The organism is Xanthomonas sp. CFBP 8443 (assembly GCF_025666195.1).
GTDB lineage: Bacteria > Pseudomonadota > Gammaproteobacteria > Xanthomonadales > Xanthomonadaceae > Xanthomonas_A.
The window spans coordinates 5,006,921-5,026,995 of the sequence record NZ_CP102592.1; the positions used below are offsets into that span (position 1 = coordinate 5,006,921).

General features: G+C 71.0%; 17 protein-coding genes. 3 read left to right on the forward strand and 14 right to left on the reverse strand.

Going from position 1 to position 20,075, the window contains the following annotated elements:
- Positions 1–48: 48 nt before the first annotated feature.
- The 6 genes from NUG20_RS20885 to NUG20_RS20910 form a co-directional block, all read right to left on the reverse strand.
- The gene (locus NUG20_RS20885) at positions 49–843 is read right to left on the reverse strand and encodes a lysophospholipid acyltransferase family protein (RefSeq protein ID WP_263396283.1); all 795 of its coding nucleotides are present in this window, start codon (positions 841–843) and stop codon (positions 49–51) included.
- A 351-nt stretch (positions 844–1,194) separates the two neighbouring features.
- A complete protein-coding gene (locus NUG20_RS20890; protein WP_263396284.1) occupies positions 1,195–1,614 on the reverse strand; it encodes a hotdog fold thioesterase in 420 nt (139 codons plus the stop codon).
- 114 nt (positions 1,615–1,728) lie between these two features.
- A complete protein-coding gene (locus NUG20_RS20895; RefSeq protein ID WP_263396285.1) occupies positions 1,729–3,720 on the reverse strand; it encodes a phospholipase D family protein in 1,992 nt (663 codons plus the stop codon).
- A complete protein-coding gene (locus NUG20_RS20900; protein WP_263396286.1) occupies positions 3,717–4,331 on the reverse strand; it encodes a YceI family protein in 615 nt (204 codons plus the stop codon). The genes NUG20_RS20895 and NUG20_RS20900 overlap by 4 nt, the downstream gene beginning before the upstream one ends.
- Positions 4,322–4,798, reverse strand: coding sequence for a SixA phosphatase family protein (locus tag NUG20_RS20905; RefSeq protein WP_263398563.1), 477 nt, complete (start codon positions 4,796–4,798; stop codon positions 4,322–4,324). Before NUG20_RS20905 ends, NUG20_RS20900 begins: the two co-directional genes overlap by 10 nt.
- A 15-nt stretch (positions 4,799–4,813) precedes the next feature.
- Complete coding sequence (locus NUG20_RS20910) at positions 4,814–5,446, reverse strand: nucleotide-binding protein (protein ID WP_263396287.1); 633 nt, start codon at positions 5,444–5,446, stop codon at positions 4,814–4,816.
- Between the two features lie 123 nt (positions 5,447–5,569).
- Between NUG20_RS20910 and NUG20_RS20915 the strand changes: the two genes are divergently transcribed.
- On the forward strand, positions 5,570–7,063 hold the full coding sequence (locus NUG20_RS20915; RefSeq protein ID WP_263396288.1) for an AAA family ATPase: 1,494 nt from the start codon (positions 5,570–5,572) through the stop codon (positions 7,061–7,063).
- Between the two features lie 144 nt (positions 7,064–7,207).
- On the opposite strand, the gene NUG20_RS20920 is transcribed toward NUG20_RS20915, so the two are convergent.
- Both NUG20_RS20920 and NUG20_RS20925 read right to left on the reverse strand, forming a co-directional pair.
- Positions 7,208–8,122 carry an AEC family transporter gene (locus tag NUG20_RS20920; RefSeq protein WP_263396289.1) on the reverse strand — a complete coding sequence of 305 codons (915 nt, stop codon included), beginning with the start codon at positions 8,120–8,122 and terminating at the stop codon, positions 7,208–7,210.
- A gap of 805 nt (positions 8,123–8,927) precedes the next feature.
- Positions 8,928–9,536, reverse strand: a complete 609-nt coding sequence (locus tag NUG20_RS20925) for a tetratricopeptide repeat protein (RefSeq protein WP_263398564.1) — start codon at positions 9,534–9,536, stop codon at positions 8,928–8,930.
- A gap of 187 nt (positions 9,537–9,723) precedes the next feature.
- Between NUG20_RS20925 and NUG20_RS20930 the strand changes: the two genes are divergently transcribed.
- Entirely contained in the window at positions 9,724–13,431 is a 3,708-nt protein-coding gene (locus NUG20_RS20930; protein WP_317852729.1) for an indolepyruvate ferredoxin oxidoreductase family protein, read from the forward strand.
- Positions 13,432–13,768: 337 nt separating this feature from the next.
- Here NUG20_RS20930 and NUG20_RS20935 read toward each other — a convergent pair whose 3' ends face one another.
- Positions 13,769–14,548 (reverse strand): hypothetical protein, encoded by a 780-nt coding sequence (locus tag NUG20_RS20935; RefSeq protein WP_263396290.1) that lies wholly within the window; start codon positions 14,546–14,548, stop codon positions 13,769–13,771.
- 392 nt (positions 14,549–14,940) lie between these two features.
- Between NUG20_RS20935 and NUG20_RS20940 the strand changes: the two genes are divergently transcribed.
- A complete protein-coding gene (locus NUG20_RS20940; protein ID WP_263396291.1) occupies positions 14,941–15,285 on the forward strand; it encodes a hypothetical protein in 345 nt (114 codons plus the stop codon).
- A gap of 143 nt (positions 15,286–15,428) precedes the next feature.
- On the opposite strand, the gene NUG20_RS20945 is transcribed toward NUG20_RS20940, so the two are convergent.
- The 5 genes from NUG20_RS20945 to NUG20_RS20965 form a co-directional block, all read right to left on the reverse strand.
- The gene (locus NUG20_RS20945) at positions 15,429–16,343 is read right to left on the reverse strand and encodes a fatty acid desaturase family protein (protein WP_263396292.1); all 915 of its coding nucleotides are present in this window, start codon (positions 16,341–16,343) and stop codon (positions 15,429–15,431) included.
- Complete coding sequence (locus NUG20_RS20950) at positions 16,340–17,515, reverse strand: glycosyltransferase family protein (protein WP_263396293.1); 1,176 nt, start codon at positions 17,513–17,515, stop codon at positions 16,340–16,342. The genes NUG20_RS20945 and NUG20_RS20950 overlap by 4 nt, the downstream gene beginning before the upstream one ends.
- Complete coding sequence (locus tag NUG20_RS20955) at positions 17,506–18,243, reverse strand: hypothetical protein (protein ID WP_263396294.1); 738 nt, start codon at positions 18,241–18,243, stop codon at positions 17,506–17,508. The genes NUG20_RS20950 and NUG20_RS20955 overlap by 10 nt, the downstream gene beginning before the upstream one ends.
- 10 nt (positions 18,244–18,253) lie before the next feature.
- Positions 18,254–19,270, reverse strand: coding sequence for a glycosyltransferase family 2 protein (locus tag NUG20_RS20960; protein WP_263396295.1), 1,017 nt, complete (start codon positions 19,268–19,270; stop codon positions 18,254–18,256).
- A 189-nt stretch (positions 19,271–19,459) separates the two neighbouring features.
- A complete protein-coding gene (locus tag NUG20_RS20965; RefSeq protein ID WP_263396296.1) occupies positions 19,460–20,062 on the reverse strand; it encodes a DUF938 domain-containing protein in 603 nt (200 codons plus the stop codon).
- Between the last annotated feature and the right edge of the window lie 13 nt (positions 20,063–20,075).

Here is a 20,075-nt window from a genome sequence, read left to right on the forward strand (position 1 = left end):
GCGATTGGAGCAATCGGTCAAATCGCTCGGGCCGCAGTGTTCCATGATTCAGCGTTGCGCCATCGCGGCGATGATGCGCGCGCGCGAGATCTCGGCGATGCGCCGGCGCCCTTCCACGTCCTGCAGCCGGATCGGCTCCAGGAAATGCACCTCGGCCACGCGGCCCGGCTCGCCGAGCAGGCGCAGGAAGTTGGCGAAGAAGCTCTCGTGCGGACCGAACGCGACGACCGTCTGCGCCGAGCCGCCGGTGCCGTAGCGCAGCGCCACCGGCTGCACCGCCACTTCCGCCTGCACCGCCGCCTGGAAGATCCGCGCATGGAACGGGCCGACCTCGTGCCCGCCGCGGGTGCGCCCTTCCGGGAACACCCCGACCGAGCGCCCGGTGCGCAGCCGCTCCACCATCACCTGCAGCACGCCGCCGAGCGACTCGGTGCTGCCGCGCTGGTGGAAGATGGTCTGCCCGCGCGCGGCCAGCCAGCCGACCAGCGGCCAGCCGGCGATCTCGCGCTTGGCGACGAACCCCATCATGCGCTGGCTGTGCAGCAGGGTGATGTCGATCCAGCTGACGTGGTTGGCCACGAACAGCACCGGGTTGGGCAGCGGCGTGCCGACGCGGCGCACGCGCAGGCCGAAGATGCGCACCAGCCAGGTCGACCACCAGCGCACCACGTGGTCGCCGAACGACTCGCCGCCGGCGCGGCTGGGCGACAGCGCCATGCACACCAGCAGGAACGGCAGCGACACGAACACATGCAGCGCCAGCAGCGGCACACGGTAGCCGTAACGGACCCAGCGCAGCGCCCCACCGTGTTGGCGCGTGGCGGGTGGGGAGAACTCGCTCATTCGGGAAAGGGTACCGGAAGCCGGGGAGGAAGCACCCTATTGTGTCAGCATGAAGACGGTTGCGGCTGAGGGCGGGTTAACGGGCCGTCCGGGGCAGGTCGTCGCTGCATCGCGCGGAGCAGGTCGCGCTGGGCGGCGTTGGCCGCGAGCGGGCTGCGTGGCGCAGCGCCGCCTGGTATCGGCTCAAGCGCGTGGTGAGCCTGACAACCTGCCAGGCCGACTCGCCGGGCTACGTTTGCGTGTTGTCCAGGGTCGCGTCATCGCTGGGCATGCGCAGGTCCCACTTCCTCCCTCTTTCCTGCCCGTGCCTGCGCAAGCGTGGCGCGAACCTGCTCGGAGCGACCGCACGTCCTAGGTGCGGGCGATCACCGCCAGGGTCAGCCGCGACACGCACACCGGCTTGGCGGCCGCATCCTCGATGCGGATCTCCCAGACCTGGGTGGCGCGGCCCACGTGCAGCGGCCGCGCGGTGCCGGTGACCGTGCCGGCACGCGCGGCGCGCAGGTGGTTGGCGTTGATCTCCAGGCCCACGCAGATCCGGTCCGGCGCCACGCACAGGTTGCCGGCGCTGCTGCCCAGGGTCTCGGCCAGCACCACCGAGGCGCCGCCGTGCAGCAGCCCGTACGGCTGCAGCGTGCGCGCATCGACCGGCATGGTCGCGCGCAGCCAGTCCGGCCCGGCCTCGGTGAAGACGATCCCCAGGTGCGCGATCAGGGTGTCGCGCGCCGCAACGTTGAGGGCATCGAGATCGACGGGTTCGCGGAAGGCCATTGGGTGTGAGTCCGGGATTGGGGATTCGGGATTGGAGATTCGCCAAGCGGCGCCCCTCGCGCCGACATTATCGCTTTTGCCAATCCCGAATCCCCCCATCCCCAATCCCGGCTCTCAAAGAATCGGCACCAACCCCGAACCGAACGCGGTCAGCATCCGCACCAGCAGCCACTTCGGGCCGACGTTGACCTCGGGGAAGTCGCCGACCGCGCTGTAGCAGCGGTGGAAGCCGGGATCGCGCCGGGTCAGCGGCGCCGGGCAGTCCGGGCCGGGCTGGAATTCGTAGTTGGTGGCATAGCGCCATGGCCAGAAATCCAGCACCGGCAACGCCTCCGATGCCTTGCCGAGGCTGTAGTTCAGCCCCGACAGCACCGGCGGCTTGGCGCGCGACGCGACCGTCCACGAGTTCGACGGCTCGATGTCGCGCAGGATGCTGGCGGCCAGCGCCTGCGCGAAGGCCGGGTCGTCGATGATCACCGCGCCCTCGGTGTTGTAGTTCTCGCTGCGCGGGTCGAAGTTGTGGGTGCCGATCACCGCGATGTGCCGGTCCACCACCAGCGACTTGGCGTGCAGCCCCATGCGCGCGCCCTCGCGGGTCACCGGCAGCGGGCGGTTGGCCGCGCGGCGGCTGAGGAACGACGGGCGCGTCTCGGTGCGCAGCACGCGGCGGTCGACCTGGCTGCCGTCGGCGCGGCGTCCGCTGCCGCCCGGGCCACCGCTGCCGCTGCCGAGCGCGCTGGAACGGCCGGCCGCGCTGCCGCCGATCAGCGGATTGCGGCCACCGCCATCGGCCGCGTCGGCATCGGGCAGCAACGGCGACGGCAGCAGGTTGGCGTAGTTCACCGGCGCGTCCAGCGGGAACGGCTTGTATTCGTAGATGTCGAAGCCGAGCTCGCGCAAGTTGCGGCGCTTGTACTTGTACGACAGCGCGTACACCACCGGGTTGTCGGTGGAGGCCAGGCTGTTGGTGGCAACGATGATCTTGGGCGGCGTGGGCCGCTTGCGCAGGTTGCGGAAGATCTCCTGCGCCGGGTCGGACAGCACCAGGTAGGGCGTCTGCAGGATGATCTCGCGCTGCGCGCCGGTGATCAGGCTGACCCGCTTGGGCACGGCCACCGCCAGCGCCTGCTTGGATGCGGCATCGCGCCGGTGCTTCTGCGGCGGATCGGCGGCATAGCTGACATTGCTCACCGGCAGCGCCGGGCGCACGAACGCTTCCTCGACGAACGCCGGGTCGGCGGCTTCGTCGCTGACCCGCTGCACCCGCTCCGGGCGCAGGAAGCGGGCCGGCGGCATCGCCGGCACGCCGTCGCGCAGCAGCAGCTTGCCGACGTCGTTGAGCCGCGCCACCGGCACGCTGCGCCGCGCCGCCCAGTACGCATCGAAGCTGGCCGCCATCTCGCGCGCCACCGGACCGGCCACCAGCACGTCGCGGTCGCGGAAGTTGTACTCGGCGTCCCAGTCGTAATAGTCGTCCTGGTAGTTGCGTCCGCCGACCACGCCGACCGCGTCGTCCACCACCAGCATCTTGTTGTGCATGCGCTGGTTGAAGCGGCGGAAGCAGCACACCACGCTGGCGGCGTAGTGGAAGTAGTTGGGCTTGGCCAGGCCGAAGGTGGGGTTGTAGATGCGCAGCGAGAAGTTCTGGTGCGCGCCGGCCAGCGCGCCGAGGATCTGCAGGTCGGAGATCGCCGACAGCTGGTCGATCAGCACCCGCACCTGCACGCCGCGCCGCGCCGCGGCCAGCAGTTCGTCCATGACCAGCCGCGCGCTGTCGTCCTTGTCGAAGATGTAGGTCTGCAGGTCGATGCTGCGGCTGGCGCTGCGGATCAGGTTGACCCGCGCCACCAGCGCTTCCTCGCCATGGTCCAGGATCGTGGCGTAGTGCTGCGGGGTCTGCTCGCCGGAGGCGGCGAAGGCCTTGCCGGCCAGCCCGCGCAGCGGCGAGGCCAGCGCGCAGTGGTCGGCCTCGGTGCAGTCGACGCGACTGTCGCGCGCGGCCTCGGCGATCGCCACGGCACGGCCGTGCTGGGCCTGCGACAGGCTCGCGCAACCGCTGCCGAGCAGCATCGCCGCCAGCACCAGGACCCGCAGCAATGAGGTCACGGAGCGTCCGCCTCCGTCAACCGTGCGCGCAGCACAAAGGTGACCCGATCGCTCAAGGCCAGATCCCACTTATCCATTCCATAGCGTCCACGCAGAACCGTACCGCGGCTGATCACATCGCAATCATAGCCTGGGTGGGCGCAGGCGGTCGGCATCATGGTCAGCGTCTCGGTATGGCTGACCCCGCGGATGCTCAGCGTGCCGACCAACGCGCCGCCGCTGGTCAACAGCGTCGGGGAGAACGGTTGCGAGTCGAAGGACACGGTCGGGAAGCGTTCCGCATCGAAGAAGTCCTCCCCGCGCATCCAGCCGGTGTAGCGCGGCTTGCCGGGGATCTGCACGTAGCCGGTGAACAGGCGCAGGCGCACCTGGTGGCGGCCGTCGGGCAGCATCTCCACGGTGCCCTCGAAGCGCGGGAAGAAGCCCTCGATGCGCTGCCCGAAGCGGGTGCGGATCTCGAAGCCGAAGCGCGACTGCACCGGATCGAGCGCGTGCTCCCCCGGCGACAGCGGCGGCGCCTGCGCGCTGCCCCAGCCGGGCAGCAGGCAGGCCGACAGCAGCGCCATGCACAACGCCGGGCGCAGGCGCCGGCGCGGTGCGTTCAGGGCCACCAGAACGCGGTCAATCGGGCCACGCCCGGCTCGATCGCCGCCTCCTGCGGCACGGTCAGCACCACCACGCTGGCGGTGGGCATGCCGCGGTAGTCGCCGGACTGGCCGCTGTGCATCAGCGCCGCCAGCTGTTCCAGGCCCGGGTTGTGGCCGACCAGCAGCAGCCGCTCGACGTCGCGATGCTCGTCCAGCAGCGCGGCCAGGGTGCCGGAGGTGGCCTCGTAGGCCCGCGGCTCCAGGCGCTGCTCGACATAGCCGGTCAGCTCCAGCACCGCCTCCAGGGTTTCGCGCGCGCGCCGCGCCGGCGAGCACAGCACCCGGTCGGGCACCAGCCGCTGCTCCAGCAGCCAGCGCCCGGCGGCTTCGGCCTCGGCCAGGCCGTGCGGCGACAGCGGCCGGTCGACATCGGCCTGGCCGGTATCGGCCGGTTCGGCATGGGCATGGCGCAGCAGGATCACTTCACGCAGGACGATGGTCATCGGTCAGGCCTTCTTGAGCCACTTGAGCAAGGGTTCCCAGTCCTGCTGGTGATCGCGCACCTGGGCAGAACGGTAGTCGAACAGGCTGCGGCCGAGGCCGACCAGCACCACGTAGGCCTGGCTGTCGCGCAGCTGCGCCAGCACCGGGTACGGCCAGCCGCCGAGCATCTCCAGCGCCTGCTGCGCGGCGTGGGTCCACGGCTTGCTGCGGTTGATCACCAGCCCCACCGGCAACTTGCGCTGGTGCACCCGCGGCACCTTGGCCAGGGTGTTGAGGAAGCCGACGGTGGCCTCGATGTCCAGCGCCGAGGGCATCACCGGCACCACCACCGCGTCGGCCTCGTCCAGGAACTGGGCCAGATCCTCGGCCATGGCGCCGGCCGCGCCGTCGATAATCAGCCGTTGCGCGTCGTCCGGCAGCGCCGCGCGCCAGTTGCGTTTGCGGCTGGCGTCGATCGGCAGCACCGCGCTGTCCAGGCCGGCGCGGCGCTCGGCCCAGCGGGTCGAGGAGCCCTGGGGATCGGCATCGGCGAGCACCGTGCGCTTGCCGGCCAGCGCGTAGTACGCGGCCAGGTGCGTGGCAATCGTGGTCTTGCCCACGCCGCCCTTGGAGCCGGCCACCAGGATCGTCTTCATGCGCGCCTCGCTTCCGGAAGAAGAGGCCGCAGCGTACACCGCCCCTCCGTTGGCCGGTAGTCAATGCGTGGCAGCCGGGCCGGCGCGTTGCTATCGTGGCGGCCCCACGGCAACGGACCGGCCATGAACGAGCTGCAGGACCTGACCGCGCTGATCCGCGCCAACACCCCCCTGATCGTCATCGAGACCCAGGAGGAGGCGCGCATCGTGGCGCTGTTCCGGCAGGCGCTGATGCAGGTCTGGCGTGCGCTGTACCGCTGGTCGATCACCGAGGGCCTGCGCCGCATCGACCTGGACCGCGAGGACGAGCCGGTCGGCCCGCCCGACGCCAGCGCGGTGCTGCAGGCGATCAAGCAGGCCGACCAGCGCGGCATCTACCTGCTGCTGGACGTGGTGCCGTACCTGGGCTACGCCAGCCACCAGCGCCTGCTGCGCGACATCGTCGAGCGTCGCCACAGCCAGCCGCACGTGCTGGTGCTGATCGGCGCCAAGATCGAGCTGCCGCCCGAACTGGAAGCGCTGGCCACCCGCTTCAACCCGCGCCTGCCCGACGCCAACGCGCTGCTGAAGATGGTGCAGGAAGAGGCCGCCGGCTACGCGCGCGAGTTCAGCGGGCGCCGGGTCGAGGTCGACGGCGAGGCGGTCAAGCAGATCCTGCGCAACCTGCAGGGGCTGAGCCTGATCGACGCGCGGCGCATCGCCCGCCAGCTGATCTACGCCGACGGCGCGCTCAGCGCCTCCGACCTGCCGCAGCTGGCCAAGCTCAAGTTCGAACTGCTCAACCGCAGCGGCCACCTGCACTACGAATACGACGCCACCCGCTTCGCCGACGTGGCCGGCGCGCGCCGGCTCAAGCGCTGGATCGAGCAGCGCCGCGCGGTGTTCGCCGGCAACGCCCCGCCCGGGCTGGACCCGCCCAAGGGCGTGCTGCTGCTCGGCGTGCAGGGCTGCGGCAAGTCGATGCTGGCCAAGGCCACCGCCGCCGGTTTCGGCGTGCCGCTGCTGCGCCTGGACTTCGGCTCGCTGTACGACAAGTACCACGGCGAGACCGAGAAGAACCTGCGCGGCGCGCTGGCCGCGGCCGAACAGCTGGCGCCGTGCGTGCTGTGGATCGACGAGATCGAGAAGGGCCTGGCCAGCGGCGGCGAGGACGGCGGCGTGTCGCGACGCGTGCTCGGCTACCTGCTGACCTGGATGGCCGAGCGCGGCACCCAGGCCGGCGCCGGCGGCGTGTTCATCGTCGCCACCGCCAACCAGGTGCACGAACTGCCGGCCGAGCTGCTGCGCAAGGGCCGCTTCGACGAGATCTTCTTCGTCGACCTGCCCGACGCGGACACGCGGGTGGAGCTGCTGCGCCTGCACCTGGCGCGGCGCACGCTGCGCGAGGAGGACTTCGCCCTGCCCGCGCTGGCCGCCGCGGCGAACGGCTTTTCCGGCGCCGAGATCGAGCAGGCCATCGTCTCCGGCCTGTACGCCGCGCATGCCGAGAGCCGGCCGCTGGACACCGACCTGCTGATGCAGGAAATCCGCGGCACGCGGCCGCTGTCGGTGATGATGGCCGAGCAGGTGCAGGCGCTGCGCGAGTGGGCGCGCGAGCGCACGGTGCCGGCGGACTGAGCGGCCGAGCGGGTCCCCTCTCCCTGCGGAGAGGGTTTCAGCCTTGACCGTGGCTTTGCCGTTGGTGCCCGATCAGGGTCGAACTCTCTCCTAACGCCGCTTACGGCGCCCCGACGCGCGATCACGCGTGCCGAACGGCAAGCCTCAGCCCAGTGCCCCGAGCAGCCACGCCCACGCAGGCAGCGTGGCCAGCGACAGCAGGATGCCGTAGCCGACCAGCGCCGCCGCCAGCCGCGGCGCCAGCCGGTGCGAGATCGCCAGCGCTGCCGCGGTGATCATCGTCGGCATCGCCGATTCGAGCACATTGGCCTGCAGCAGCTGCCCGCGCAGGCCCAGCGCCCACGACAGCGGCCAGGCCAGCGCCGGCAACAGCAGCAGTTTCAGCAGCAGCCCGGCGGCGAGCGGCTTCAACTCCTCGCGCGGCAGCCGCAGCTGGATCGAGAAGCCCACCGCCAGCATCACCAGCGGCAGCATCGCATCGGCCAGGTGCTGCAGGCCCGAGGCGATCCACGCCGGCGGCTGCGCCGGCATCAGGGTCAGCGCCAAGGCCAGCGCCCACAGCGGCGGGAACCGGGCCATGCGCAGCAAGGTCTGCCGCGGCGACAGCGGGGTCTCGCCGCTGTAGCGGGCCAGCACGTACAGGCCGAAGCTGGACAGCAGGACGAAGGTGCCGAACTGGTCGTAGACCACCGCATACGGCAGCGCCGCCTCGCCCAGCAGCGCGCGCACCATCGGATAGCCGATGAAGCTGGAATTGCCCAACGCCACGCACAGCAGCAGCACCGCATGCTGGTCGCGGCGCAGCCGCAGCGGCCGGCGCAAGGCCAGCACCGCGAGCACCGTCGCGCCGGTCAGCAGCCACGGGGTCAGCATCACTCCGAGCAGGGCCAGATCCAAGTGCAGCCGCGGCACGTAGATCAGCACCGACGCCGGCAGGCACAGGTACAGCACCACGCCGTTGAGCACCTCGGTGGTGTTGACCGGCAGCGCGCGCAACCGCGCGAACAGCTTGCCGAGCGCCAGCATGGCCAGGATCAGGGCGAACGCGTCGAAAGCCATCGGCACAACAGGGATTTGGCGGGTACGCGAGCATCATCGCATGCGATGTGCGGTAGGCGGTCGAGGCCGATGCACCCGAGCGGCGGCACGCTGCATGGCCGCGCTGGCGCATGCGGCGTTTCCGCGTCGCGACTGAAGTCGCTCCCACAGTGCGCCCGGAACGCGCGCCGCAATGTCCCTGTGGGAGCGACTTCAGTCGCGACGAGCGGAGCCGGGAGGTCGCCCGGCTTCGGCAGCTGTCGGGGCTGAAGCGCCTCCTACAGTGCACCCAGCCGGCCGACCGCAAGTCTCTGCAGAAGAGGTTTCAAATCGCGACGGGGACCGACGGCTTCGGCTGCACCCCTACTACAGTGCAGCCAGCTGGCTTGCTGCAAGCCCTTGTAGGAGCGGCATCAGCCGCGACCGGCGAAACGATGGACCTGACGGCTTCGATACTGTCGGGGCTGGCTCTCCACAACGCACCGGCCCGCTCGCCGCAAGTCCCTGTGGGAGCGACTTCAGTCGCGACGCGCGGAGCCGGGAAGTCGGTCGGGCTTTGGCAGCTGTCGGGGCTGAAGCCCCTCCTAAAGTGCACCCAGTCGGCTGATCGCAAGTCTGTGTAGAAGAGGTTTCAAATCGTGACGAGGACCCGAAAGCTTCGGCTGCGGCCCCTACTGCAATGCAGCCAGCTGGCTTGCTGCAAGCTCAGGTGGGAGCGATATTGCGAGTCGCCTCGCGCATCCACCGCGCAGGCCGCAGTGGATTCCCGACACCCTGCACCATCCCGACCGATGGCGCGCTCCTCGCTACGCGAGCGCGGGGCGCCTCAGGGCCACGCAGGCGGCTTGGCCTGCCAGGCGGCCTGCACCTCGAGCAGGGTGGCGCGCTCGCCGTCGCGCCAGGCCGGCAGCAGCCTGGCGAAATCGGCGCCGGCGCCCCATTGGTCCGGCCAGGTGCGCACGGCGGCGGCGTACCACTTCACCGCTTCGTCCTTGCGATCCAGCCGCCACAGCACCAGCGCCAGCGTCGGCGGCACCCAGTCCGGCGCCGCCGGGCGGCCGTTGACCAGGCCGCTCCACTGGGTCAGCGCACGCGCCGGGTCGCCGGCACGCAACAGGTCCCAGCCGTAGTTCCATTCGACCTGGCGACGCTGTGCGCCGGCGGTCAGCGAACGCAGCGCCGCCTGGTACAGCTCTTCGCCCAGTTCGCGACGGCCGCCGGCCATGGCGATCGCCGCCAATTGCGCGCGCGCCTCGGCCGCGTTCGGATCGCGCTGCACGGCGCTGGCGAGACGGTCGACCAGCGCATCGCCGCTGCCGGAGAGCGCCGTCACCGGGCGCGTGGTGGCGCGGTCCTGGTCGAAGTAGAACTCTTTCGGCGCCGGCAAGGCCTGTGCCTGCGCGTCGATCGCGGCCGCGCTCACCCAGGCCAGCATCGCGGCCAGTGCGTATTTGTATGCATTCACTGCTGACAACCCCTTGGAGGTGGTCCCCTCCCCCAACCGCATCCTAACCGCGCCGGGCGCCGGGGGCGAGAGGCGGGCGCACAAAAGGCCGCTGATACAATCGGCGACCGTGCGTGGCCTGCCGCGCACGCGCCAGCCTTCCATCTCCGGGCAAGCCATGAACCGCATCGCCGATCCGCGTCCGCCGTCCTCCCTCGCCGTGCCGGCCACCGACGGCATGGATGCCGGCTACACCCTGGAGGACAAGTACACCCGTACCGACGGCCGCATCTATCTGTCCGGCGTGCAGGCGCTGGTGCGCCTGCCGCTGATGCAGCAGCTGCGCGACCGCGCCGCCGGACTCGATACCGGCGGCTTCGTCAGCGGCTACCGCGGCAGCCCGCTGGGCGGCTTCGACCTGGAGCTGTGGCGCGCGCGCAAGCATCTGGACGCGGCCAACGTGAAGTTCCAGCCCGGCCTCAACGAGGACCTGGGCGCGACCATGGTGTGGGGCACGCAGCAAACCAACCTGTTCCCCGGCGCGCGCGTGGATGGCGTGTACGCGATGTGGTACGGCAAGGGCCCGGGCGTGGACCGCTGCGGCGACGTGTTCAAGCACGCCAATGCCGCCGGCACCTCGCGCCACGGCGGCGTGCTGGCGCTGGCCGCCGACGACCACGCCTGCCGCAGCTCGACCCTGCCGCACGGCTCGGAAGAGGAATTCGTCAGCGCGATGATGCCGGTGCTCAATCCGGCCGGGGTGCAGGACATCCTCGACCTGGGCCTGGTCGGCTGGGCGATGAGCCGCTACACCGGGCGCTGGATCGGCTTCAAGACCATCGCCGAGACGGTGGAATCCTCGGCCTCGGTGGAAGTGGATCCGTTCGCGCGGCAGATCGTGCTGCCGGAGGATTTCGAACTGCCGCCGGGCGGGCTCAACATCCGCTGGCCGGATCCGCCGCTGGACCAGGAAATGCGCCTGCATCGCTACGCGGTGCGCGCCGCGCAGGCCTTCGCCCGCGCCAACGGCGTGGACCGCACGGTGATGGATTCGGCGCACGCGCGGCTGGGCATCGTCACCACCGGCAAGAGCTACCTGGACGTGCTGCAGGCACTGGAATACCTGGGCCTGGACGAGCGCGCCTGCCGCGACATCGGCATCCGCGTGTACAAGGTCGGCATGACCTGGCCGCTGGAGCCGATCGGCATCGCCGCGTTCGCGCAGGGCCTGGACGACATCGTGGTGGTGGAGGAGAAGAAGGCCTTCATCGAGCGGCAGATGAAGGAGCAGTTCTACAACTGGCCGGCCAGCGCCGGGCCGCGCCCGAGCATCGTCGGCAAGTACGACGAGGCCGGCGAGTGGATCCTGCCGTCCACCGGCGAGCTGACCCCGGCGACCATCGCCGCGGTGATCGGCAAGCGCATCCAGCGGTTCTTCAACACCGAGTCGATCGAGCAGCGGCTGCGCTGGATGGAGGCCAAGGAAGCGGAAATGGCCTTGCCGCGCGCCAATTTCCCGCGCGTGCCGCACTACTGCTCCGGCTGCCCGCACAACACCTCCACGGTGGTGCCGGAGGGCTCGCGCGCGCTCGGCGGGATCGGCTGCCACTACATGGTGACGTGGATGGACCGCGCCACCGATACCTTCACCCACATGGGCGGCGAAGGCGTCACCTGGGCCGGGCAGGCGCCGTTCACCGACACCCCGCACGTGTTCCAGAACCTGGGCGACGGCACCTATTTCCACAGCGGCTCGCTGGCGATCCGGCAATCGATCGCCGCCGGGGTCAACATCACCTACAAGATCCTCTACAACGACGCGGTGGCGATGACCGGCGGGCAGCCGGTGGACGGCACCCTGAGCGTGCCCGACATCGCCCGGCAGATGCGTGCCGAAGGCGTGCACACCATCGCCCTGGTCAGCGACGACATCGGCAAGTGGACGCGGCGCCGCGAGCAGTTCCCCAGCGACGTCGAGTTCCACGACCGCAGCGAGCTGGACGACGTGCAGAAGCGCCTGCGCGAGGTCAAGGGCACCAGCATCCTGATCTACGACCAGACCTGCGCCACCGAGAAGCGGCGCCGGCGCAAGCGCGGCAAGCTGCCGGATCCGGCCAAGCGCGTGCTGGTCAATTCGCTGGTCTGCGAAGGCTGCGGCGATTGCGGCGAGAAGAGCTTCTGCGTGTCGGTGCTGCCGAAGGAGACCGAGTTCGGGCGCAAGCGCCAGATCGACCAGTCCGGCTGCAACAAGGACTATTCCTGCGTCTCCGGCTTCTGCCCCAGCTTCGTCACCGTGCATGGCGGGCAGCTGCGCAAGGGCCGCAAGGCGGACGCGGCCACGCTGCTGCAGGACCTGCCGCCGCCGGCGTTCCGCAGCGACCTGGCGCAGCCCTGGAACATCCTGATCACCGGCGTCGGCGGCACCGGCGTGGTCACCATCGGCGCGCTGCTGGGCATGGCCGGGCACCTGGAGGGCAAGGGCGCCAGCGTGCTCGACCAGACCGGACTGGCGCAGAAGGGCGGCGCGGTCACCACTCATATCCGCCTGGCGCGCCAGCCCGAGGACCTGCATGCGGTGCGCATCGCTGCAGGCGAGGCCGACCTGGTGCTGGGTTGCGACATGGTCGTGGTCAACGACTACTGGGCGCTGTCCAAGGTGCGCGGCGACCGTTCGCAGGTGGTGCTCAACACCTACGAGGCGATGCCCGGCACCTTCACCACGCACCCGGACATGCAGTTCCCCGCCGCCGATATCGTCGCCGGCGTGCGGCTGGCGTTGGGCGGGCGCGAGCCCTTGCTGCTCGACGCCACGCAACTGGCCACCGCGCTGCTCGGCGACGCCATCGCCAGCAACCTGTTCATGCTCGGCTATGCCTGGCAGCAGGGGCTGGTGCCGCTGTCGCACGAGGCGCTGATGCGCGCGATCGAACTCAACGGCGCCGCCGTGGCGATGAACCAGCAGGCCTTCGCCTGGGGCCGGTTGGCGGCGCTGGACCTGCCCGCGGTGCAGCAGGCGGCCGGCATGGCCGGCAGCGTCGCGGCCGAGGCTGCACCGGCCACGCAGCGGCTGCAGCAGCTGCCGCCGGGCGAGTGGGAAGGTCACGAAGCCGGCGCCAGCGCCGCGCCGCGCAATCCGCACAACGCACGCCAGGCGCGCGACCTGCCCGCCGCTGGCGATGCCGCCGACAACGGCCACGCGCCGCTGGACGACACCCGCCTGTCGCGCTCGCTGCACGAACTGGTGACGCGCCGCCGCGCGTTCCTGGTCGACTACCAGGACGCCGCCTACGCCGCGCGCTACGCCGCGCTGGTGGAACGCGTGCGCGAGGCCGAGCAGCGCGTCGCCGCCGGTTCCACCGCACTGACCGAGGCGGTGGCGCGCTACGCCTTCAAGCTGATGGCGTACAAGGACGAATACGAAGTGGCGCGGCTGTACACCAGCGGCGATTTCCAGCGCCAGCTGCAGCAGCAGTTCGACGGTGCCTATTCGCTGCGCTTCCACCTGGCGCCGCCGCTGCTGGCCAAGAAGGACGCGCAGGGCCGTGCGCTCAAGCGCGAGTACGGGCCGTGGATGTTCACCGCGTTCAAGTGGCTGGCCAGGCTGCGCGTGCTGCGCGGCGGCGCGTTCGACATTTTCGGCTACAGCGCCGAACGCCGTGGCGAGCGCCAGCTGATCGCCGACTACGCGCGCACCGTGGGCGAACTGCTGGAACGGCTGGCGGCGGACAACCTGGGGCTGGCGGTGGAGATCGCCAGCGTGCCGGAACACATCCGCGGCTACGGCCACGTCAAGGAAGCGCACCTGCACGAAGCCAAGCAGCGCGAAACGCGATTGCTGGCGACCTGGCGCAATCCGAAGGCGTTGCACCTCGTGCAGGCGGCTTGAGCTGTGGGGTCGGTTGCGCGGTGCAGTAACGGCAGTCGGGGCTGACGCCCTCTCCGTCAGGTCCAGGCAGTCGCCGCACGCTCCTGTAGGAGCGGCTTCAGCCGCGACCTGCCTTGTCCGATGTGGCAAACGCCGCCGAAGGACAAAAAGCGGTCGCGGCTGAAGCCGCTCCTACAAGTGCAGCGGGCCGACCCTCCGGTTCGCCACAAAAAACGCTGCCGGCATGCATGCCGGCAGCGTTGTGGAGAACGGAGCGAGGATCGTCGAAGCAAGCAGAAGCAGGCACACGATGTTCGGCTACGCCCGCTCGATTCGACTACTCAGCTCATCAAAACCATCAGACCCGCGGGTCCGGCGGCGTGCCGCGACCCGAACCGTAGCGGTCCGAATGGAACGCCTCACGCACGGCCGCCTTGGCCTGCGCCCAGGTCAGCCGCGAACGGTCCTTGGCGCGCTCCCAGCCGCTTTCCAGATCCGCTTCCAGGCGATCGTCCCAGTCGCGATCCTGATAACGGCTGCGTGCCTGGACGCCGTAGCGGTAGGCCGGACGGTAGTCGTCGTAACCGGCGTCGGCATCGCGGTAATCCACGCTGTCGAAGCGCTCGGCGTAGTAGCGGTCGGTGTCCTCGTAGGTGCGATAGGTGGTGTCCGCGCGCTGCCAGGAATCGCGTGCCGCCAGGCGCGCATCCTCCCACTCCAGGCGCGACTCGCCGCGGCGCGTGCCCCAGTCGCGCGACAGCTCGGTTTCGTTTTCTTCCCAGCTGCGGGTCGGGTACTGCTCGCGCGCCTGCAGGCCGAGGCCGTAGGCGGCCGCGTAGTCGCGCTCGTAGTCGTAGTCGGACTTCACGTAGTCGCGGTTGCGGTACTCCTCGCGCCAGTACTCGGCTTCGCCGGTCGGGTCGATGCGTTCGGCCACGCCCTTGCCCGCCGCGGCACCGGCGACCACGCCGACCGCGGCGCCGATCAGCGTGCCGAGCGGCCCGAACACGGTGCCGGCGAGCGCGCCGGCGGCGACGCCACCGGCGGTACCGCCGATGCCGACGCCGACCGGGTGCGAGCCGGGCGTCCCGGAAATGGGGTCGCGATTGAGATCACGTGCTTCGTGGTTGCTGCTCATGGGTATGCTCCGTCGCGAGTTGAAAGGGTCACCGACCGCATGCACTGGTCCGTGGTGGCCCGCACAGTGTCAAGCGTCGGGTTAACCGCGCGTGCCACCGGAGTGATCGTGCGATGAGGCAACGCGTGGTTGTCCTCACGCATCGGCAACGTCTTTGCGCCAGGGCCGTGCTGCGCGGTCGATCCCGAGCGCCCGCACCCTGTGCAATCGCCGCTGACCGGGCGCCGCCGAACGCGATGCGGTCGCGGCACGCTTAGGAAGCGGTCCCAGAATCGGCACGCCGCGCGCTGAGCGGGGCGTGGGTGTTTCCGTGGAAGTGATGGATATCGCGGATTCGCGCGAGCGCCCCGGCCAGCATTTCCGGCGCAGGGGATATCAACGAGGACATGCGCATGAACAAGGCCGTTTCGACACTCGCCGCACTGCTGTTCGCCGCCACCGGCGCGCTGGCCATCGCGCCGGCGGCGCACGCGCAGAGCGTCACGCTCGACTGCACCGGGAGCAATCTCTGCTACGCCGACGTGACGCCTGGTGGCGCCTACAACTATGCGTGGTCGTTCAACTCCAACGGGTTGAGCGTCATCTATCCGGCGAACTGCACCAACCAGGTCTATTGCGGCTTCTATTGCCCGCGCAGCAGCGGCTACATCACCGCCAGCGTGCTGGTCACCGATGCGAACAACCAGCTGGTTGGGTCGGCGAGCACGCGCGCGTTGTGCACGGCGGAGCCGCTGTAACCGGGCGCGCGGCCGAGGGCGCGCCGGCACCACCGGCGCGCCTCATGCGTGCTTTTGAGCGTGCGTCTGCGCCGTGCCGGCGAGTGCGGCGCAACACCGGGCGCCCGTGACGATCCGCATCCAGCCGCAGCCGCATGGATGCCTCACGCGTTCGGACCGCGGCTGACCTCGTTCAAAACCGCGCCGTAGCCGCGATAGAGATTGGCCTGGGGCAATTGGCCCTGCTCGCGCATCCAGCGGTGCACCGCCGGCAGCCGGTAGAACGGCACGCGCACGTACTGGTGGTGCTCGATGTGATAGTGGATGGCGTGCGGTCCGCAGAAGAAGGTCTGCCAGCTGCGCCGCACGATGCTGCGGGCGTTGCGGCGCTGGTCGGCGCACGCGGGATAGCCGGCATGTTCGGTGATGGCGCGGATCCGCGCGAACAGCTGCAGGAAGGTCAGCGCCGGCAGCAGCCACAGGATCAGATACAGCCAGGCATGGCCGAGCGCGGCGAGCGTTCCCAGCAGCGCGCCGTTGCTGACCACGATCGAACCCAGCACCAGCGGCAGATGGCCGGCAGGCGCGGGCGCGACCTGCGCGGACGGACGCCGCCTCCGCCGTCGCAGCGCATCGCGCACGGCGAGCAGATAGCCGATGCCGGTGACATCGCGCAGCAACCGCGCCGCCAACCGGCGCCGCGAGACCGGGTAGTCGGCGATGCCGAACACGATGGCCACCGGATCGTCCTCGGCCATCGGTGCGCGGTGGTGCTGCAGATGGCCCTGGCGATAGGCGAACAGCGACAGGAACAGCGGCCCGGCCGCGCACAGTTGCGCCAGCAGATCGTTGTGCGTCTGGCGGCGCGCCAGCAGACCGTGCGCGCCTTCGTGCATCATCACCGCCAGCGCCAACTGCGTCCGCGCCACCAGCAGCGCCGCCAGCAGATACACCAGCGGATGCGGGTAGCGGATCGCCGCGGCGAAGCACAGTGCGATCAGCGCCCAGTCCAGGGCCAATGCCAGCGCGCTGCGCCACGGGCTCAGCCGCCGCAACGCCGGCGGCAACGCGGCGATCATGCGCCCTGCTCCTGCCGCACCGGTGCGGGAACGAGCGCATCGGCGATCGGCACGCGTTGCCCACGCGCCAGCGCCAGGATCAGTTGCACCCACAGCCGCAACCGCGAGGGCGCATCGAGCGCGGCCGGCTGCGGCGCGGGCGGCGGCGGTTCCGCCTGCAGCGCGCGGCAGGCCGCGGCCACCGCCTGCGCGAACGCGTCGCCATCGCCGCGCCACACCACGGTGCGGTGCTGCAGCCCGCAGGCGGCGGCACGGCGCGCATTGCGCTGCTGTTCGGGCTGGTCGGTGAGCACCAGCAGGATCGGCCGCCGATACACCTGCGCCACCGACAGCGCGGCCATGCCCGGCGCCGACACCAGCAGCGTGCTGGCGGCGGCGCTGGCGATCCACTGCGGATCCTCCGCGACCCAGCCGGGGCGGCCGGCATAGCCTTCACCGACGCGGTGGCTGTCCAGGCCGGCGCGCTGCAGGCCCTGTTCCAGCGCGTCCGCCAAGGCCGGATCGCGGAAGTGCGGATTCAGATACACCGCAGCGGCCGGGGCAGGCGGCAGTGCGCCTGCCGCAGCGGCCGCGGCCAGCGCGACCGGCGTGGGCAGGCGGAACCGGCGGCCGTGGGCATGCAGCCGCGGCTGCGCGAAATCGTGCTCCAGCTGCGCGGCCGCCGCGTCGATCTGCCAGCCGATCAATCGCGCGAACAAGGCCGCCGCCGGTCGCGGCAGGCGGCCGTCGAAATTCCCCTGCAACGCCGCGCGCAGGCTGATGCCATAGACGTGCACGATCCTGCGCCGCCAGCCGGGCAGCATGCCCATCACCAGCAATGCAGGATGGAACGAGTCGTTGAGGACCAGGTCGATGCCGCGCAGACGCCGCCGCAGCCGCACGATGTCGCGCAGCAGCCGCGCTGGGTGCAGCAGGTAGGCGGCGACATTGGCATCGGTCGCGGCCGCACGCATGTTCTGCCGCGCATCGAACTGCACGGCGTAGTGCGGCGACAGCAGGGTGGCGTCGATGCCGAAACGGCGCAGGAACTGCACGCCCGCCGCGGAGGTGGTCAGCACATCGACGTGCGCTCCCTGCGCGCGCAGCGCATGGGTCAGCAACTGCGCACGCATCAGGTGGCCGCGCGCATCGGCGGTGGCCAGGTACAGCAGGCGCGGCGGGTTCAGCGCCACAACACGCCGCGCACGCGCAGGCCCACGCCGGCCAGGTACATGCCCACGGCGCCGCTGACGCCGAAGGCGCGGTCGATCCGCCGCACCTCGGCCAGCAGCGCGCTCAATGCCGGCTGCTCCTGCGCAGTCACCAACCGCTGCAGGATCTGCCGGCACTGCCGCACGTGCCGCTGTTCGTCGCCCAGCACCCGGCTCAACAAGGGCTGCAGCGCATGCGCGGCGGGCAAGGTCGTGCAATGCCGTTGCAGCACCCGCGACGCCATCTGCTCGGCGCACAGCCCGATCGCGAACGCGGGCACCAGCAGGCCCTGCGCGAAGGCGCCGGCATGGCGTTCGGCCAGGCGATGCCACTGCGCGATCTTGCGCCGGCTCAGGCGGTCGGGCCGGCGTGTGGGCTGCAGATCACCGCGCGCGGCCAGCGCCGCGGCGAACGCCTGCGCATGCCACTGCTCCTCCTGCAGGTGCCGGTCCATCAGCGGCACCAGCCAGGCCGGCCGCTGCACCGGCACTTCGCGCTGCAACGCCAGTTCGGTGGCTTCCTCGCCGATCAGGTACATGCGCAGCAACAGGCGCTCGCCGGCGACGCTGGCATGCAGCTGGCGCAACGCGGCGCGCTTGATCCGGTCGACCAGCCATGCCTGCCAGCGCAGCCAGCCGCGCAGCGGCGGCGGCTCCAGGTCGCGCAGCGTGGCGATCGTGGCGCCCTCGCCCTCGGCCAGCGCCGTCACCGGCCGCCGCTCACGAGCGGTGATAGGACAACGCCTGCGCGTCGGCCTGACCGCCACGGCGCCAGCCCAGTCCGCGCGCCAGCGCGCCGGCCATGTCCACCGCGGAGAAGCCGAGGATCAGCAGCAGCCCCGCGCACCAGCGCAGGCCGCGCAGCGGCGGCAGGTCCTGCCGGTTCAATGCGCCCACGCTGAACCACAGGCGCGAGCCGAGCACGCACAGCGGCCCGAGCGGTCCGCTGCGGCCGAGCCACTGCAGCGCGTCGGGCAGGTAGGCGCGCACCAGGTGCGGGGTCAGCCCCAGCGTGTCCTGGCCGCGCCACCAGCGCAGTTGCAGCGCCTCGCGGCGGGTGTCGGGCAGCCGGTGCACGGTGTGCGCCTGCGCGGCGTAGTGCACCGCCACGCCGGCCGCCTGCAGGCGCAGGCCCAGCACCTGGCAGTGCGCGCGGTAGACGCCGTCGAGCGGCTGGTAGCCGTGGCGGGCGAACACCTCGCGCCGGAACGCCACGTTGTTGGCGTAGAAATTCCGCGTCGCCCGCGCCTGCAGCGGACTGGGGAAGTACATGAAGTCCAGCGTGGTCAGCGCGGTGCCGACCACGTCGGCACGGTAGCTGGTGCGCCCGGCCACCGCGGCCGGCGCGGGCTCCTGCGCGAACGGCTGCAGCAGCTCGGCCAACCAGTCGCGGTCCGGCAGGCAATCGGCGTCGGCGAACACCACGTAGTCGCAGGCGTGCGGATCGGTGGCGGCGAAGCCGGCGTTCTTGGCGTCGTAGTAGCCGGTGGCCGCATCGATGCGGACGAACCCGATCGGGCGTCCGGCGATCGCGACCAGCGCCGCGCACGCCGCTTCGCTCAGGCCATCGTGGGTCACGACCAGTTGGGCCAGCGCCTCCAGCGGCACGCTCTGCGTGGCCAGGGCGCGCATGACGCGCTGCAGGCTGGCCTCGGCGCGCGCCGCCGCCGCGTCGCCGCCACGCAGGTTGTTGGTCTCCAGGACCAGGGCGCTGCGCGCGGCAATGAGCATCGACATCGAACAAGTCCCGGTAGGCGTCCATGACCCGCGCCGTGCAAGGCGGCATGGCCTGCGCGCTCGAACGGGAGGGGACGGCAGCGTCCCTGAAATCGCAGCGCGACTATACCGGGGAACCGCCGGGCCCGCTGCGCGGGCGCCGCGCCGCGGCGGGAGCCGAACGCGCTACCGCGCGGCGCGGCGCAGGATTCAGCCGCGCCGCCATACCAGGCAGCGATTGTTGGCCGGCATCGCGACGTCCTCCTGCAGCACCAGGCCCTGCGCCTGCGCCAGCGCGGCGACCGCCTCGACGTCGCGGATGCCGCTGGCCGCATCGCGCGCCTTCAGCCAGGCGTCGAACTCGCGGTTGCTGTCGCTGCTGAACGCGCCGCCGTAGTTGAACGGTCCGTACACCGCCAGCGTGCCGCCGTCGCTGCCGGCCAGCAGCCTGCCGACGCCGGCGAACAACGCCTGTACCGCGGGCCAGCCCATGATGTGCAGCGTGTTGGCAGTGAACACCGCATCGTAGCCGGCGACCGGCCACGGCCCGGTCTGCACGTCCAGCGCCAGGGCCGGCGGCGTGTTCGGCAATGCCGCCGCCTCCAGCCATTGCGCGATGCCGGGCAGGTGCTCGGCACGCTCGCTGCATTGCCAGGTCAGCTGCGGCAAGGCCGCGGCGAAGTGAACTGCATGCTGGCCGGTGCCGCTGCCGATCTCCAGCGCGTGGCGGCGGTCGGCGAAATGCCGCCGCAGCACCTGCAGGATCGGCTCGCGATTGCGGTCGCAGGAGGGTGCGTAGGGTCTATCGGTCATCGCTCTTCCTCCG